Origin of the sequence: Ochrobactrum sp. EDr1-4, from assembly GCF_049199085.1 — a bacterium.
Taxonomy (GTDB): domain Bacteria; phylum Pseudomonadota; class Alphaproteobacteria; order Rhizobiales; family Rhizobiaceae; genus Brucella.
The window spans coordinates 91,231-107,210 of the sequence record NZ_JBLZOF010000007.1 but is presented as its reverse complement, the minus strand read 5'-3'; the positions used below and the strand labels follow the sequence as shown (position 1 = coordinate 107,210).

Genomic DNA, 15,980 nt, shown 5'->3' with positions numbered 1-15,980 from the left:
ACACGCAATATTCTGCCATTTCATAGTGCTTTAGAGGCATTGAAATACCAGCCTAAAAAGTGTTCAGCCAGCGATGGCTGAGCAAACGGGGAGATAACTTCACCCCGAATTGGTGCTTGTTTAAAATCTCTGCGCTTTCGAACTACTTGCTTAATAAATCAAACTCAGCGCCGCCGCCCCTAACTAAAAAAGTTTAATACGACGGACTGGCACAATCTACGGAACAATCCCTCTTTGCTTACGTTGGTTTAACAGGAGCCGCGCTGTGTCAAACGGACTCGACGGTGCTGAAGAACATCAGGATTTTTCCGTTTTCCCTTGATGGCCAACGAAACGGCAGACGAGCTTCTTACCCGTCCATTGCGCGCTCCGCCTGCTAGAAATTCTCAATAGATCCCAATGCTAAGATGTCTAATTTTCTGCCATCAAACGACATCGATTAAATACCGAGAAATTGGAAAGGACCAAAATATGACAGCTATAAAAAATGCAAAAATCGTTATTCTGGCAACTGACGGTTATGAACGTTCAGAGCTCCGTGTTCCTTATGAAGAACTGCAGCGCCGTGGTGCAAACGTAAAAATCGCGTCCATTCAAAGCGGTGCGATCAAGAGTTGGGACAACGCAAATTGGGGTGATTCAGTCAACGTCGATTTTTTGGCAGAGGACGTCAATGTTGAAGACTTCGATGCGCTTGTGCTTCCGGGTGGTCAGATTAATCCTGATAAACTGCGAACTGAGGAAAACGCCATGCGTGTTGTGCGCGAATTTACCCAATCTGGCAAAATCGTTGCCGCGATATGCCATGCGCCCTGGTTGTTGATAGAAGCAGATGCGATCAGAGGACGAAATGTAACCTCCTACGGCTCAATTAAGACAGATGTGCGAAATGCCGGTGGCGTTTGGTCGGATGAAAAGGTTGTAGTCGATCAGGGTATTATCACATCCCGTTCGCCGGACGATCTTGATGCATTTGTGAACAAGATCGTCGAAGAAATCGAAGAAGGGTGTCATCTGCGCCGCGTTAGCTGACAGATTGCATATCTTCTCTGGTAAGTGACTTGGTTGGTAGCCCTCTACTGGAAAGAACGGGATTAAGATTATGCAAAGCAAACTGTTATTAAATGACGATGAACGTGTTTTTATGCTTATCGTTGACCCCGGTGAAGAAGCTTTCGAAACCATAAGAGACTTCTCAATCAAACAAGATATTGCTGCCGCTTCAGTTACAGCCATCGGCGCGTTCGAGACTGCCATGCTAGCCTTTTTCGATCTGACATCAAAATCTTATGTAAATATTCCCGTCGACGCTCAAAGCGAGGTTTTGAGCCTGATAGGCGATATCACGCTAGATGAGATGGGAAAACCAAATCCACATTTGCATGCCGTTCTCGGTCTGGCAGACGGGCACACGCGGGGCGGCCATTTTGTCAAAGGGTATGTAAGGCCAACGCTTGAAGTGATCATCAGGGAGACACCTCAAGAGTTGCGACGTCGCTATCGTCCAGAGTTTGGCATCGCACTTATCGATACGTCGAGCTGAGCCGGGAACCAGTGTCTGAGACAAGCGTTAATGCTGACATGGAGCTGGAGGCTTTTCATGGTGGCAATTGCAGCAGGCAGACCTGGGGACCATAAAGCCAGTCACTTTATTATCGGTATCGCGCGAGGAGTTGCAGGGGCACTTCTTTTCGCTCTGCCGATGTTGATGACTATGGAAATGTGGTTCCTTGGCCTATACGTAACTCGCTCGCGTCTGCTGCTACTTTGCATTCTCAATTTGCCGTTGCTTTGGGTGCTCGCCAGGCGGATAGGTTTTGAAAAGACCACCACTTGGCATGAAGCATTGCGTGATGCCGTAATAGCTTATGGGCTGGGTATCGCCGTAAGTGCCGCCATTTTGCTTCTTCTGGGCGTTATTGATGACCAGTGGACCATCAGCATAATGGTGGCCAAAATTGCTTTGCAGTCTGTGCCAGCCAGTATCGGCGCACTGCTGGGACGAAGTCAGCTTGGATTGCGCTCGGAAAAACGGGACAAGCAAGACGGTGAATATGAAGGCGAAACCGGATATTTGCATGAGCTTTTCATGATGTTGGTTGGGTCGCTGTTTCTCAGTCTCAATGTCGCCCCAACTGATGAGATGATCCTAATTGCGTATAAGATCAGCCCGCTTCATACTGCCTGTATCGCCCTTATCTCCGTTACCCTGATGCACGGTTTTGTTTACGCGCTTCATTTTAAGGGCTCACATAGCATCTCAGAGGGAATGCCATGGTGGGAACCCTTCATCCGCTTCACAATGCCAGGATATGTCATCGCCATTGTGGTCAGCATTTATGCCTTGTGGACTTTTGAACGTCTCGATCACACATCCCTCTCCCAAATACTTACTGCCGCCGTCATCCTCGGATTCCCCGCCTCCATTGGCGCTGCCGCCGCACGTCTCATATTGTGATTGACCGATGACAAAATCCATAGGCAATAAACATACCGAAACCGCTCGACCTCATTGGTTAGAATGGGTGGCAGGCGGAATTTGCACTTTGTTGGTCACTGCCCTTTTCGTATGGATTGGCCGGGACATTTATCGATATGAAGTTCAAGAGCCTCAGTTCGACATATCGATCATGTCGATAAACTCTATGAACAAAGTTTACCGCGTAACGTTTGATCTCCGTAACACTTCTCTTTCAACAGCCGCCCAAGTGCATGTTCGCGGAGACATTTCCTCATCCAGCAGCACTGAAAGCTCTGACATAACGTTCGATTACGTCGCATCTGAATCCCATGAAACGGGGATCTTGTTTTTTAAAACCAACCCATCGTCCGGCACACTCACTATTCATGTGGTCGGCTACACAGAGCCATAATAGCTGCATATGAAAGAACGTCATGACAGAACAAAAACTTACGAAGGCCCGTGATCTGCGAGATTCTCGCCCCCTATGGCTCGATAGTCCTCGTATCACTGTACGGAGCACAAGCCATGTTTCCATCGATCACTATGATATTGTAATTGTCGGTGCCGGCATTAGCGGAGCGCTCGTTGCGCAAGCTCTCGTCAAACCCGGGAAGTCCATACTCATCATTGATAAACGTACTCCTGTCCATGGCAGTAGTATTGCCAGCACAGCAATGATCCAGCACGAAATTGATGTGCCCTTACATAAGCTTCAAACGATGATCGGAGAAGAACAGGCAAACAGGGCCTGGTTGCGTTCCGCAAAAGCTGTGCTGAAACTCGAAGATATTGTTCGCTCACTTGAAATTTCCTGCTCAATGCTACGCAGACAGGCACTCTACGTTGCAGGTGATGAAATGGGCGCTCGCGGTCTTAAAATTGAAATGGAAGCACGTGTAAAAGCTGGAATAGGCGCGCAGTTCATTGATAAGGCTGGCATGAAAAAGCTCTACGCTATTGAGCGTAGTGGCGCCATTTTGAGTGACATATCAGCATCCGCCAACCCCGGTCAGTTGACCGCTGGATTGCTACGTCACGCGGCCAGGCTTGGGGCTGAAATCGTGAGCGGAGTAGAAATCACTGACATAAAGGCCTTCAAAGAGAGGGTTGTTCTGGGAACTGCAGCAGGCAAACTAATATCCGCTGGACATGTCGTATTCTGTACTGGTTATGAGTTTCTTCAGAGCCTTTCCAACAAAAAACACGAGATCATTTCAACATGGGCGATAGCGAGTAAAGCAGGCGTCGCCCTTCCCCACTGGCTGAAAAACCATATACTTTGGGAAGCATCCGACCCCTATCTTTATCTGAGAACAGATAATCAGGGACGTTTGATCGCGGGCGGTGAAGATGAGAACAACGCCAGCGCTTATCACTCTGAAGCAAAACTGCATAAAAAAGAGAAGACCATCCAGCGAAAAGTGAGTAAACTGCTTGGTGTTGATATTGGACCAGTGGAATACCGATGGGCTGCCGCTTTCGGCTCAACAACCACAGGACTGCCGTTGATTGGCCCAGTACCTGATTTGCAAAATGTCTACTGTGTGATGGGATTTGGTGGCAATGGTATTACTTTCAGCCAGATTGCTGCGGAGATAATCTCTACCGCAATTAATGGAGCTCGAGACCCCGACGCGGAGTTGTTCGCGCTAAAATGACAGCTTATGCCTAAAATCCTCTCGCATTGTGGAACGACGTGAGAAGGCGAACGTTACCTTTATAAGCATTTAATTACTCGCATCGGACGTGCAATTCGAGCGAGCCTTTAATTCGCAATATGGAGGACAATTATGATGAGGGACCGCCTTACAAAGCAGGATCCACGCATTCAATATCCGGCTCCACCCTTTGATGCGCAACCACAACCGATGCCGGGACTGGTTGAAAACATGCTTCCAGCCCCAGATCACGGGGAGAAAAGCTATAAAGGCTCGGGAAAGCTGGCAGGACGAAAGGCTCTGATCACCGGCGGTGATTCAGGGATCGGTCGCGCAGTGGCAATTGCGTTTGCTCGCGAAGGTGCTGATGTAGCGATTTCTTACCTTGAGGAAGAGCAATCCGATGCGGAAACCGTAATCGATCTTATAAAAGCAGAAGGTCGGATTGGCATATCGCTTCCAGGGGACGTATCAGACGAGGCATGGTGCCGAAATATGGTGGAAATGGCCGTTCGTGATCTTGGTGGCGTGGACATCCTCGTCATCAATGCCGCCAGACAACAATACCGCGAGGATATCAGCGAATTGTCGAGCGCTGACTTCGACAAAACGATGAAAACAAATCTCTATGCGCTTCATTGGATTACCCAGGCGGCCACCCCGCACCTTTATGCAGGGGCTTCGGTTATTACTACCGCATCAATCCAGGCATATGACCCTTCACCTATCCTATTGGATTACGCTACGACCAAAGCAGGCATTGTTGCTTACACCAAAGGCCTTTCTAAACAACTCATTGAGAAAGGTGTGCGTGTCAATGCTGTGGCACCCGGCCCCTTCTGGACAGTGCTTCAACCAAGTGGTGGGCAACCCGATGAAAAGGTGCGTCATTTTGGAGAAAGCAGTGACTTTGGACGCCCCGGTCAACCTGTTGAGATAGCCCCCATTTATGTCTTGCTCGCTTCGCAAGAGGCAAGCTTCATCAATGGTGAGGTTTATGGTGCAACAGGCGGCCGTGGAATAGGGTAATTGTGGGACAATGGCCATGTCAAAAAATCCGATAAAATCGCAAGGAAATTCATTCGATGCCCGCGATCGGCTCATCCTTGCCCTTTATGCCCAGCTGCGCGCTGAGCGGGAAACGCGCGAGGCGATGGAGTGGGTCTTGCGAAACAACTGTCTTTCGACAGATGTTCTGGAGGCTATGGCGTCCGATCCTATACCGGTCGTCACGGTGGAAGATATCCAGATGATTGATCAATCAGTGAGCAAATTGCGTTCAGCGTCGGAAAAAGTTGAGCCCTCACCCATGATCTCTGAGAATTAGTGGCAGTCAATCTCTCGCTTTTATTGCTGGGATGAACAGAAGGAATACCACCATGGTGGCTCCGCGAGCGAACTGGAAAGGTTTCATCAAATTCGGTGAAGTGTCCTGCCCCGTGGCGCTTTACACTGCTGCATCTACTTCAGACAGGATAAGTTTTAACATTCTAAATCGCAAAACCGGAAACCGTGTAAGACGGGAGTTCGTCGATAGCGAAACCGGTGATGTTGTAGATCGCGACGAACAGGTCAAGGGTTATGAGATCGACGATGGTCGCTATGTCGTGTTGGAGCCGGATGAAATATCAGCAGCAGTCCCAGACAGCGACAAGACCCTGATGATTGATACATTCATCCCCTGCTCGCAGGTCGACAATGTTTACTTTGACAAACCCTATTACCTCGCACCCGATAAAAGAGGCATAGAAGCCTTTGTACTTTTACGCGACGGCATGAAAAAGCAAAAGGTTGCAGCGGTTGCGAGAACCGTGCTGTTTCGTCGGCTGCGAACGGTCTTAATCCGTCCGCACAGTGAAGGGTTGATCGCCACAACGCTGAATTTCGATTATGAAGTACGCGCATCCGAAGAAGCTTTCGAGGAACTTCCCGATCTCAAGATCAAAGGCGAGATGCTCGAGCTGGCAAAGCATATCATTGGAACGAAGACCAGCTCATTTGATATCACCAAGTTTGAAGACCGCTACGACGAGGCGTTGAATGAACTTGTAAAAGCCAAGATGGAAGGCCGGTCGATTCCAAGAAGAAAAACTCCCGCTGCCTCAAAGCCAGCCGATCTTCTCAAGGCGTTGCGTGAAAGTGCTGCTATGGATACGAACAAGAGAGAGTCCAAGCGTCCAGCGGCCAATGTCAACTTGGGCGAACAAGGGCAAAAGACTGCCGCAAAACCGAAGCATAACGCTCCGAAGGGCCGTAAGGCAAGCTGATAGGAACTCACCATGGCCATTCGTTCTTACTGGAAGGGGTATCTGAAGCTGTCACTCGTGACCTGCGGAGTTCAAATGGTACCCGCAACATCCGAAAGTGAGCGGGTTCGTTTCCACACGCTAAATCGGCCAACCGGTAACCGTGTCATTAGTCAGTATGTGGATTCAGTGACAGGTAAAACCGTCAGGGAAGATGACGAGGTCAAAGGGTATAAGCGCGGTGAAGTTGACTACGTGATACTGGAAGATGACGAGTTAGAGAATGTGTCCCTCGACAGTACCAAAACCATTGATATTTCAACCTTCATACCCCGCGACAGCATCGAATGGATCTGGCTCGATACGCCCTATTATTTGTCTCCAAATGAACCGGTCGGCCAAGAGGCATTCTCCGTCATTCGTGATGCGATGGAAGCGCAGAAAATGGTAGGCATATCCCGGCTGGTCATCGCCCGCCGCGAACGCGCTGTGATGCTGGAGCCCCGGGGCAAAGGCATAGTGCTCTGGACCTTGCGCTACGGTGACGAGGTTCGTGATGAGGAAAGTTATTTCAAAGGCGTCAGTAAAGAAAAGCCAGATGCCGATATGATGCAGTTGGTACAGAAAATAATTAAAAGCCAGACAAGGGATTGGGATGCCAGTATGGTAATTGATCCTGTACAGGATCGGCTGCTCGATATTATTGAAACTCGGAAAAAGATGCTTAAAAAGCCGGCGAAAAGCAGAGCAAAAAAACAGTCCCACGAACCAACTGACAATGTGATCAATATTATGGATGCGTTGCGCAAATCCCTCGCTGAACAAAAGCAGCCGCGGAAGTAAATCTTGCCGTTGATACTTCAGGCCCCGTTGATATTGGCCAGCCGCTTTATAGCCTCTGCAAGCGGTCGTTGGCTCTGATTATAATCCTGCCAGGCAGTTATGTTTGATAAGAGCCTTGGCACAGTGCTAATATTGAAACGTTTCGGATCGAGGTCGGGTGTGACCTGCGACCAATTAAGTGGCATGGAGACGGGAGCGCCCGGGCGGGCGCGTGGTGAAAGCGGCGCAACAGCTGTCGCCATGCGGTCATTTCGCAGATAATCGAGAAAAATACGGCCCTCGCGTTGGTTTTTCGCCATCTTGATCAGGTAAAGGTCTGGATTGTCTCGTGCCATTTGCTTACAAATATCGTGAGCAAACATCTTTGCCGCATCCCAGCCTTCGCCCTTCCCTTTGTACGAGGCAAGCGGCGTGACAACATGCAAGCCTTTACCGCCAGTGGTCTTACAAAAGCTCAAAAGACCAAGTTCCTCCAGCCGGTCACGTATCTCTCGCGCCGCGGCAACGATATTTGCAAACGCGACACCAGGACCGGGGTCCAGATCGAAGACCAGACGACCTGGATTATCGGGTTTGCCCGGGTGGCAATTCCACGGATGAAGCTCTGTACCACCGATCTGAGCGATGGCAGCGAGCCCCTCAATCCGGTCGATCTGCAGATAGGGCTTGCGGTCACCGCTTATGGAGACAAGTTCCAGGAGATTTGACATGCCTTTCATGGCATGACGCTGAAAAAATTGTTCACCCTCAATGCCATCGGGTGTCCGCAGGATCGAACATGGCCTACCCTTTAAATGTTCTATCATCCAGGGGCCTATGGCCTCGTAATACAAAGCAAGCTCAACCTTGCTAACCGCCGCGCAATCCTCGGTATCGGGCCACAACGGCTTGTCGGGATGGGAAATCATCACCCCCATCACCTGCGCCTTGCCGCCTCTGGCAGAACGTTTGGGATGGGGTCTGGCCTTCTCCGGTTCAGGTAAATCAGTCTCTTCGGGATTTGTCGGTGTCTCTGTCTCAACCTCCTCCGCAGGTTTGTCTTCGCGCAAGCCCTTGAATGAGGCCTGACGTATCTGACCGTCACCTGTCCATCCGGCGAATTCGATCTCGGCCACCAATTCGGGCTTAAGCCAGACGATGTCATCATGGCTTTTTGGAGCATCCAAGCCTGTAAACGGCGACGTAGATGTTTCCAGCGCTTGCAACTTGGGCAAAATGGCCTCCACCACTTTGGCACTATACCCCGTTCCGACACGACCAACATAGACGAATTGGCCGTCGCGATTGACGCCTACCAATAAAGACCGAAACTTGCCATTGGTTTTAGCGTAGGCACCGATTACCACCTCATGACCGGCACGGCATTTAGATTTCGTCCAGGACTGGCTCCTGCCCGAGCGATAGGGCGCATCGGCTTTTTTGGAAATGATCCCCTCCAGTGACAGGCGACAGGCAGAGTTGAGAACGGCATCTCCGCCGGTATCAAAATGCTCAACAAATCGAATACGCGTATTCTCACCTGTGTCTGATAAAAGCGCCTCAAGCCTATGCTTGCGCTCAAAAAGCGGCAGTTCGCGTGTGTCCTCATGCCCTTCAAACAGCATATCAAAGGCAAAGAATACCAGGGCATCTGTTTGCTCTTTTGAAAGAGCTGCCTGCAGGATTGCGAAGTCCGGTGCTCCGTGGTCATCGAGCGCGCAAATTTCTCCATCGATAATTGCATCGGGAAGCATGCATGCTGCTTTTTCGATGGCACGGAACTTTATCGTCCAATCGACGCCTTTTCTCGTCTTCAGGGTAACCGTGCCGCGTTCGATGCGCATCTGCAGCCGATAGCCATCAAACTTGATTTCATGGATCCAGCCAGGGGCAGATGGCGGCCGCGCCAAGGTCTTGCACAATTGCGGTGGTATAAATGCAGGCATAACTGATGCTTTACCGGCAATCTCGCGACGAACAGGAGCCAATTTTTCGTTCCGCTTTTCAGAGGGGCGCTTAACTCTTCCACCGGTCTTGCGCTCCTCAGCGGCCAGACCACGACTACTATCCCACACAGCATCTGCCTCGACGCCGGCGCTTGTCGTCATAAATGGCTTTGGTTTTCTGCCTGTACCAGACGCGATAACCTCCATCGTTCGTCCGGATGCCACCGACTTAAAGTACTTCTTGAGGACCCCTTCGCCATTTTCTGCCACGGAGAACTCATCTTCGTGTTTGATCAGCAGCCAGTTAATGCGGTTACCACCATTGCGATCATGGCGCATGCGCACCAGCACGAAACTGCCACGTAAGCGGTCGCCCTCAAGGGTGAACTTAAGATCGCCCTTCTCAAGGGCTTCTTGCGGTGTTCTATTGCCTTCAGGTTCCCAGTAACCCCGGTCCCATAGCATAACGGTACCACCGCCATATTGCTTCTTTGGGATTATCCCTTCGAAGTCGCCATAATCGAGCGGGTGATCCTCAACTTCGACTGCTAGGCGCTTGTCATGAGGATCAAGTGACGGCCCTTTTGTGACTGCCCAGGATTTGAAAACTCCATCCAGTTCAAGTCGAAGATCATAGTGAAGCCGGGTCGCGTCGTGCTTCTGAATGACGAAACGTCTTTGTTTCGAACGGTTTTTTAACGTTGAATTCTTCGGTTCAGTCGTTAAGCTGAAGTCGCGCTTACTTCTGTACAAAGAAAGCTTATCTGTTGCCATAGCCGCATACCGCACATGTAACCAAGATTTCTGGACGCCAGCATCGACTAAACAAAAATGAATTTCCCAGACGCAGTGCGTTCAGATTCCGTTTAATTCTTGTTTTCTTGAAAGATGGCTAAAAATGAAAGTATTTATTTGCTACACTCGTCAGCTTTCCGCTTTGAATTTCTTCGCTTCTTTGAGCAATTCAGGGTGATCACGTCCAAGTGATTGGATCAATTCTTTTGCCTGAAGAGGGGAAAGATCAGAATTCTCAGTTAGAAATTTAACGTCCTTGTCATGCGTCAGTGGATCAGTAGATTCAGGTTTCATTTCTTAAATCCTTCTTGTTGGATTATTAGGGGTATTAATTTTGAAAGCCGCCAAAGCGGCTTTCAAAAAATTCGCTTACAAGCCTACATCATATGTTCTGAAACCTTGCCCTCTGCATCAAGCGACAGCATTACGTTTTTACCGTCCTTCATAGCGGAAGCCTCCCATACCCCCTGATCGTTGAGCTTTAATCCTGTGAGGTCAGTGTATCCTGCTTTCCCAAACAACTCAGTTGCCTGCGCCTCGGTTATGCTGTTCTGGCCGGCATCAGGTGTTTTGTCATCGTGTGTCGGGGTGTTCGTTGCGCCCGGCGCATCAGTGTTGGGTGTTTGAGTTGCCTGTGCGCCAGCAATTGCTGGTACGAGCACCATTGCACTGGCAAGTAGAAGGGCAGAGATTTTCATAACAATTCCTCCAATTGTGTTTCCTACAAATATCAACCCTCTTTCAAGGTTAAGGTTCCATTGGAAATTGAAAGGGATGCGGTCTGCCGGGCAGATTAAAGCTAGACGTAAATTTACTTTGAGAGCAATTGGGTCTGTTTCGCTGCCGCGTTTTGATGCTGGATTTCCAATATTTGATCGTTCAAACAGCATGGCGAAAGAATGAAACCGTATTGCGAACCGTCAAGAAATGGAGTTCGGGGTGGTGACTGCAAATTCTGGCAGAAACGCTCTCTGACTCGCATAATGTGCAAGAGGTTGACTCTGGATTATGTCGGCGTATGCTCGTTCCATCGTCACCAATCTGAATAAGTAGGCGGTGACGGCTGAGGGTTTATATTTGCTCTTGCCTGCCAGGAAGGAGGAGCACCATGGTTCTCCCCAACACTGCATGCGACACCGACCCGTTCAATTTGAGGCGGTTGCTGTATAAAAAAGCGAGCTTCTACACTCCGAACGAGCGTTTGAGAATGCAAATCGTTGAGACGACAATTTCGCTTTTAATAGATCAGGTCGATCAGTTCGAAATCAAAGGCACTGACAATCTTATTTCAGAGACCGTTCATCGAATTGATGTTCAAACAATTCGCAGCTCTGATTATGCACCATTGAACAGTATGCAAACAGCCATAGAGAATTCTTTACCAAAGCATCGCATTGTTGAATAGCGGGTACTCAGGTTTTTTATATATTACGCGTCGACAAAATATTTTTTCGTAAACGGGTTAACGAGCAGTATCACGAAAATTGCGGAACTTATGAGTTGCAATTGCATTACCTACAGGCGGGGGCTTTCTACCAAATTTGAGGGAGAGAACCATGCCAACGTCAAAAGAAAAAACGCTCGACGATCTTTTTTACGATACGCTCAAGGACATCTATTACGCTGAGCGAAAAATTGTGAAAGCGCTACCGAAGATGGCACGCGCAGCATCGTCCCCTGAGCTTAAAACGGCCTTTGAAAAGCATAAAGACCAAACCCAGGAACACATTGAACGCCTTCAGCAGGTGTTTGAAATCCTGGGCAAGCGAGCTCAAGGCAAAACTTGTGATGCTATTGAGGGCATTATTGCTGAGGGCGAAGAAATTATTGACGAGTTTAAGGGAACCAAGGCGCTTGATGCTGGTCTTATTTCATCAGCGCAGGCGGTCGAACACTACGAGATTACCCGATATGGCACCCTAAAGCGGTGGGCTACAGAGCTTGGACATAAAGACATTGCCAAGCTGTTAGATGCCACACTCCAGGAAGAAGGTCAGACCGATAAGGATCTCACCAAGCTTGCAGAAACGAAAATAAATTTAAAAGCTGCTTAAATCGAATAACCCCGCTTCGGCGGGGTTTTATTCATAGGAGAGAAAATGAATAAGAAAAAGTCCCCTTGGTCTGATCCGGATCTACATCGCCCGGATACGTCAGCAGATCCATCATCTGTTGAACCCAGAGAGCAACAAATGCGACCTACTCATGAGCAGGGAAACGCTCCTGGCAGCTCAAGAAAGCAGCTTCCAAACGAGCCATATAAAGATCGATCTGAAGACTAAACTATCCTATCAACTATGAAGGAAGGACGTCAATGAGAAGTCCCAAATCAGCGGGTGATTATCCAGGCAGACAGCGCGATTGCAAAGACGCTGTATCGCCAGGTATTGTAGATCTTATTAAACGTACCACTCTGACAGGACATTCTGAAGAGGAAGCTGATGCAGTTGTTTTGGGAACAAGTGTACCTGGTGTTCGCGACCTGATAAACGAAGCGGTCAACGCTGGCTGGGCGCCCGCGGAGGCTGCGACGGCAATTAAATTGGTATCCGACGAGCTTCAACGCGGATTTGTTGGAAAAGAACTTAAAAACTAGTTGGCATTAGAAAGCCAAAGTTTCTGCCATCTATGAAAACGACGTGGAACTCAATCGTGTTTAAGACGTTTTCCTAATACTGATACATTCAGTCCAATAAGGGAGAAATATTATGAAAATTATAACGTTAGCCATTGCTAGCGCAATAGCATTCGCACCAACTTTTGCCTTTTCACAGGACACAAAAAGTTCGGAAACGCCAGCTGTTGCAACACCAGAAACGAATAACCCAACAGCTCCGGTAGCAGGTAAAAATAGCTTCACAGAAGAGCAAGCAAAAGAACGTTTCGAAGAAGCAGGCTATTCTCAAGTAAACGATCTTAAACTGACAGAAGCAGGAATCTGGGAAGCTTCCGCGATGAAGGGAGCGGACAAGGTGTCCGTTCAGCTCGACTATCAGGGAAATGTTACAAAAAAGGCTATGTAATTTAACTTGAAAAATCATTTAATTAAGGGAGATTAAAATGCGAACCGTTACAGGTCTGTTTGATGTTTATTCATCAGCTAAGGTAGCTGTTTCAGAACTCGAGTCTGCTGGTATTCCATCGTCCGACATCAGCATTGTTTCACGCGACCATGAGAAAGAAAGCAATGCTGCTGAAGGTGCTGGCGTTGGTGCAGGTATCGGTGCTGCAGTCGGTGGTGCGGGTGGATTGCTGACTGGTCTTGGCATTATGGCCATTCCAGGTGTCGGACCTGTCGTTGCGGCAGGTTGGTTAGCGGCAACACTTACTGGCGCAGTTGGAGGTGCCGTTGTTGGTGGTGCAGCAGGCGGATTAATCGGTGCATTCACTGAAGCGGGAGTGCCTGAAGAAGACGCACATCTCTATGCAGAAGGTGTAAGACGTGGCGGCACTGTGGTCACTGCAAAAGTGCCTGAAGATCGCTACGCAGAAGCAGAGGCTATTCTCTCCCGTGCAAATCGCGTCGACCTTGTAGAGCGCCGCCGCGTTTATACCGAAGATGGGTGGCAGCGATTTGATACGGCCGCAGCACCATACACGGCTGATGAAGTACAACGTGAGCGCAGTCGTTATCTATAAAGCACGCGATCATAGACCATATCGATGGTCAAAAACTTCTGACCATCGATATGAAATAGAGAGTTGAAGGCTTCTTGGTCAATTCTCATACCAATCTTCAGTCGCTCTTATACCGAAACCATCAATTGATGCTTCTTATGACTAAGAGCGGTGAAAAGTTATCAGGAGAACCTATTATGGATCACAGTAAACATACGCGCCTTTTATCAACAGAGCTGACACCTTCCATTCTGGAGGGGGCAGTTGTTTATGGAGCCGATGATCACAAAATCGGTAAAGTAGATCACGTCCATGGTATGGGTTCTGCAAGTCAAGTGATTGTTGATGTGGGAGGTTTTCTTGGTATTGGAGCTAAGCCCGTGGCGGTAGCTTTAACCGATCTTGATTTCATGCGCGATGAAAGCGGAAATGTTCACGCTGTGACGAGCTGGACCAAAGACCAGCTAAAAGAAATGCCAGAGCATCGCGATTAATCGCTACAATTAAAAACCCGGCCTATTGCTGGGTTTTTCATTTAAAAGGTCTCTTGGCACGCGGCTACATAGTGTAATTGAATTTATTGCGATTATTTGAATAATCAAGAAATTCATCCCATCCAAATACAAAATATAGTTCTCATTATTACGTAATAATAATAATAAATTTTATTTCAAAACAAATAATAACTAATTATTTGTATTTTTCCTGATATAAAATTGTTAGATATTAGGTGAGATAAATTTTATAAATTTGAACTTATAGACTTAAGAAATTAATTTCTACAATTTGTTGATATCCATTTTTTCAGCCCTACAATTATATACTGACAGATTTGCAGGCAGGTATGTCCATACGAAAGGAACCGCTGATGAAGAGGTTATTGCGCGCCGTTTTGACAGCGGCCATTCTGGTTCTGGCTTCAGCGACATTTCACGCTGGCGCGCAGACACCGCCCGATGTTTTGATCGTCGGGCAGATTGCTGAACCGCAATCGCTTGACCCACACACGGTCACGGCGACCAATGATTTCCGCATCCTTGTGAACATCTATGACGGTCTGGTGCGCTATAAGGATGGCACTCTGGAAATCGAGCCGGCGCTTGCTGAAAGCTGGACCATTTCGGACGATGGCAAAACCTATACATTCAAGCTGCGACAGGGCGTGAAATTCCACGACGGTTCGGATTTCAACGCGGAAGCGGTCAAATTCAACTTCCAGCGGATGCTGAACAAGGATCATCCGTTCTACAATACCGGCCCGTTCCCCCTCTCCTTTAACTTTGAATCCATTGAAAGCGTCAATGCCGTGGATGCAAACACAGTCGAGTTCAAGCTGAAAGAGCCGTTCGCGCCCTTCCTGTCTAACCTCGCCTATCCAACCGGCCTCATCGTTTCGCCAGCCGTCGTCGAACAATATGGCGCTGAATTTGGTCGCCATCCGTCGGGCACCGGCCCATTCAAATTTGCCGAATGGCAGTCTGGCCAGCGCGTGGTCGTCGAGCGTAATCCCGACTACTGGGATAAGGCTTCGACCTTGAATGCAATTGTTTTCCGTCCCATCACCGACGCCAATACGCGCGTTGCTGAAATGATGGCAGGTGGCATCGACATCATGGTCGAGGTGCCGCCGGATAATCTCGTAACCTTCAAGCAGGATGCAAATTTCGCCGTCGCAGAACAGGCGGGGCCGCATGTCTGGTTCAGCATTCTCAACACGAAAAGCGGACCGTTCGCCGACAAGAAAGTTCGTCAGGCTGCAAATTATGCAGTCAACAAACAGGGCCTTGTCGATAATGTCCTGCAAGGTTCTGCAACAGTCGCGGCTGGTCCCGTGCCGCCTGCATTCAACTGGGTTGATGATAAGACCGAGCCCTATCCTTACGATCCGGAAAAAGCCACGGCCTTGTTGCAGGAAGCAGGCGCGACCAATCCTGAACTTACATTCTATGTGACAGAAGGTGGCTCGGGGATGCTTGACCCGATCAATATGGGCGCAGCTATTCAGGCTGATCTTCAAGCCGTCGGTTTCAAGGTGAAGATTGAAACCTACGAGTGGAACACCTTTCTTGGTCGTGTGAATTCCGGCCTCGATGGCAAGGCAGACATGGCTGAAATGGCATGGATGACCAATGATCCAGACACGGTTCCATTTCTCACGCTTCGCACAGAAGCCCTGCCGGACAAAGGCGGCTTTAACTCGGGCTATTATTCCAATCCGAAAGTCGATGAACTGCTGACCAAGGCCCGCACATCGACCGATCAGGCAGAGCGCGGCAAGCTTTACGGCGAGATCCAGTCTATCGTGCACGACGATGCGCCATGGCTCTTTGTTGCCAATTGGAAACAAAACGCTGTCACCACAGCTGCAGTTCAGGGCTTCAAGCTCCAGCCGTCATTCCTGCTGCATCTCAAAGATGTAACCAAACAATAA

General features: G+C 48.9%; 19 protein-coding genes. 16 read left to right on the top strand and 3 right to left on the bottom strand.

All coding sequences use genetic code 11. The features are described from left to right. Nucleotides 1-471 precede the first annotated feature (471 nt). The 9 genes from ACOZHT_RS18915 to ACOZHT_RS18875 all read left to right on the top strand — a co-directional run bounded on the left by ACOZHT_RS18915 (nucleotide 472) and on the right by ACOZHT_RS18875 (nucleotide 7,211). Nucleotides 472-1,032, top strand: coding sequence for a type 1 glutamine amidotransferase domain-containing protein (locus ACOZHT_RS18915; protein WP_339514729.1), 561 nt, complete (start codon nucleotides 472-474; stop codon nucleotides 1,030-1,032). Nucleotides 1,033-1,102: 70 nt separating this feature from the next. Further along, a complete protein-coding gene (locus tag ACOZHT_RS18910; RefSeq protein WP_421566241.1) occupies nucleotides 1,103-1,543 on the top strand; it encodes a PPC domain-containing DNA-binding protein in 441 nt (146 codons plus the stop codon). Nucleotides 1,544-1,600: 57 nt separating this feature from the next. Next, nucleotides 1,601-2,458, top strand: coding sequence for a TIGR02587 family membrane protein (locus ACOZHT_RS18905; RefSeq protein WP_421566240.1), 858 nt, complete (start codon nucleotides 1,601-1,603; stop codon nucleotides 2,456-2,458). Between the two features lie 7 nt (nucleotides 2,459-2,465). Next, a complete protein-coding gene (locus tag ACOZHT_RS18900; protein WP_084486784.1) occupies nucleotides 2,466-2,873 on the top strand; it encodes a TIGR02588 family protein in 408 nt (135 codons plus the stop codon). Between the two features lie 22 nt (nucleotides 2,874-2,895). Beyond that, nucleotides 2,896-4,122: an NAD(P)/FAD-dependent oxidoreductase gene (locus ACOZHT_RS18895; RefSeq protein WP_421566239.1), complete on the top strand. Its 1,227-nt coding sequence runs from the start codon at nucleotides 2,896-2,898 to the stop codon at nucleotides 4,120-4,122. A gap of 135 nt (nucleotides 4,123-4,257) precedes the next feature. Further along, a complete protein-coding gene (locus ACOZHT_RS18890) occupies nucleotides 4,258-5,151 on the top strand; it encodes an SDR family oxidoreductase (RefSeq protein ID WP_421566293.1) in 894 nt (297 codons plus the stop codon). A 16-nt stretch (nucleotides 5,152-5,167) separates the two neighbouring features. Continuing rightward, nucleotides 5,168-5,449: a hypothetical protein gene (locus ACOZHT_RS18885; protein ID WP_421566238.1), complete on the top strand. Its 282-nt coding sequence runs from the start codon at nucleotides 5,168-5,170 to the stop codon at nucleotides 5,447-5,449. Nucleotides 5,450-5,501: 52 nt separating this feature from the next. Further along, nucleotides 5,502-6,389, top strand: a complete 888-nt coding sequence (locus tag ACOZHT_RS18880) for a Ku protein (protein ID WP_421566237.1) — start codon at nucleotides 5,502-5,504, stop codon at nucleotides 6,387-6,389. A 12-nt stretch (nucleotides 6,390-6,401) separates the two neighbouring features. Continuing rightward, nucleotides 6,402-7,211, top strand: a complete 810-nt coding sequence (locus tag ACOZHT_RS18875) for a Ku protein (protein WP_421566236.1) — start codon at nucleotides 6,402-6,404, stop codon at nucleotides 7,209-7,211. Nucleotides 7,212-7,228: 17 nt separating this feature from the next. Here the strand turns inward: ACOZHT_RS18875 and ligD are convergent, their stop codons facing one another. The 3 genes from ligD to ACOZHT_RS18860 form a co-directional block, all read right to left on the bottom strand. Further along, nucleotides 7,229-9,910 carry a DNA ligase D gene (gene ligD / locus ACOZHT_RS18870; protein WP_421566235.1) on the bottom strand — a complete coding sequence of 894 codons (2,682 nt, stop codon included), beginning with the start codon at nucleotides 9,908-9,910 and terminating at the stop codon, nucleotides 7,229-7,231. Between the two features lie 150 nt (nucleotides 9,911-10,060). Continuing rightward, complete coding sequence (locus ACOZHT_RS18865; protein ID WP_421566234.1) at nucleotides 10,061-10,225, bottom strand: hypothetical protein; 165 nt, start codon at nucleotides 10,223-10,225, stop codon at nucleotides 10,061-10,063. A gap of 83 nt (nucleotides 10,226-10,308) precedes the next feature. Next, entirely contained in the window at nucleotides 10,309-10,629 is a 321-nt protein-coding gene (locus ACOZHT_RS18860) for a hypothetical protein (RefSeq protein WP_339514712.1), read from the bottom strand. Between the two features lie 410 nt (nucleotides 10,630-11,039). Between ACOZHT_RS18860 and ACOZHT_RS18855 the strand changes: the two genes are divergently transcribed. From ACOZHT_RS18855 to ACOZHT_RS18825, 7 genes are all read left to right on the top strand, one after another. Beyond that, a complete protein-coding gene (locus ACOZHT_RS18855; protein ID WP_421566233.1) occupies nucleotides 11,040-11,336 on the top strand; it encodes a hypothetical protein in 297 nt (98 codons plus the stop codon). A gap of 151 nt (nucleotides 11,337-11,487) precedes the next feature. Beyond that, entirely contained in the window at nucleotides 11,488-11,985 is a 498-nt protein-coding gene (locus ACOZHT_RS18850; protein ID WP_421566232.1) for a ferritin-like domain-containing protein, read from the top strand. A gap of 260 nt (nucleotides 11,986-12,245) precedes the next feature. Further along, nucleotides 12,246-12,527, top strand: coding sequence for a hypothetical protein (locus ACOZHT_RS18845; RefSeq protein ID WP_421566231.1), 282 nt, complete (start codon nucleotides 12,246-12,248; stop codon nucleotides 12,525-12,527). 112 nt (nucleotides 12,528-12,639) lie between these two features. Further along, nucleotides 12,640-12,954, top strand: coding sequence for a PepSY domain-containing protein (locus tag ACOZHT_RS18840; protein ID WP_421566230.1), 315 nt, complete (start codon nucleotides 12,640-12,642; stop codon nucleotides 12,952-12,954). Nucleotides 12,955-12,991: 37 nt separating this feature from the next. Next, entirely contained in the window at nucleotides 12,992-13,570 is a 579-nt protein-coding gene (locus tag ACOZHT_RS18835) for a hypothetical protein (RefSeq protein ID WP_421566229.1), read from the top strand. 176 nt (nucleotides 13,571-13,746) lie between these two features. Beyond that, nucleotides 13,747-14,043, top strand: a complete 297-nt coding sequence (locus ACOZHT_RS18830) for a PRC-barrel domain containing protein (RefSeq protein ID WP_421566228.1) — start codon at nucleotides 13,747-13,749, stop codon at nucleotides 14,041-14,043. Nucleotides 14,044-14,417: 374 nt separating this feature from the next. Continuing rightward, a complete protein-coding gene (locus ACOZHT_RS18825) occupies nucleotides 14,418-15,980 on the top strand; it encodes an ABC transporter substrate-binding protein (RefSeq protein WP_421566227.1) in 1,563 nt (520 codons plus the stop codon).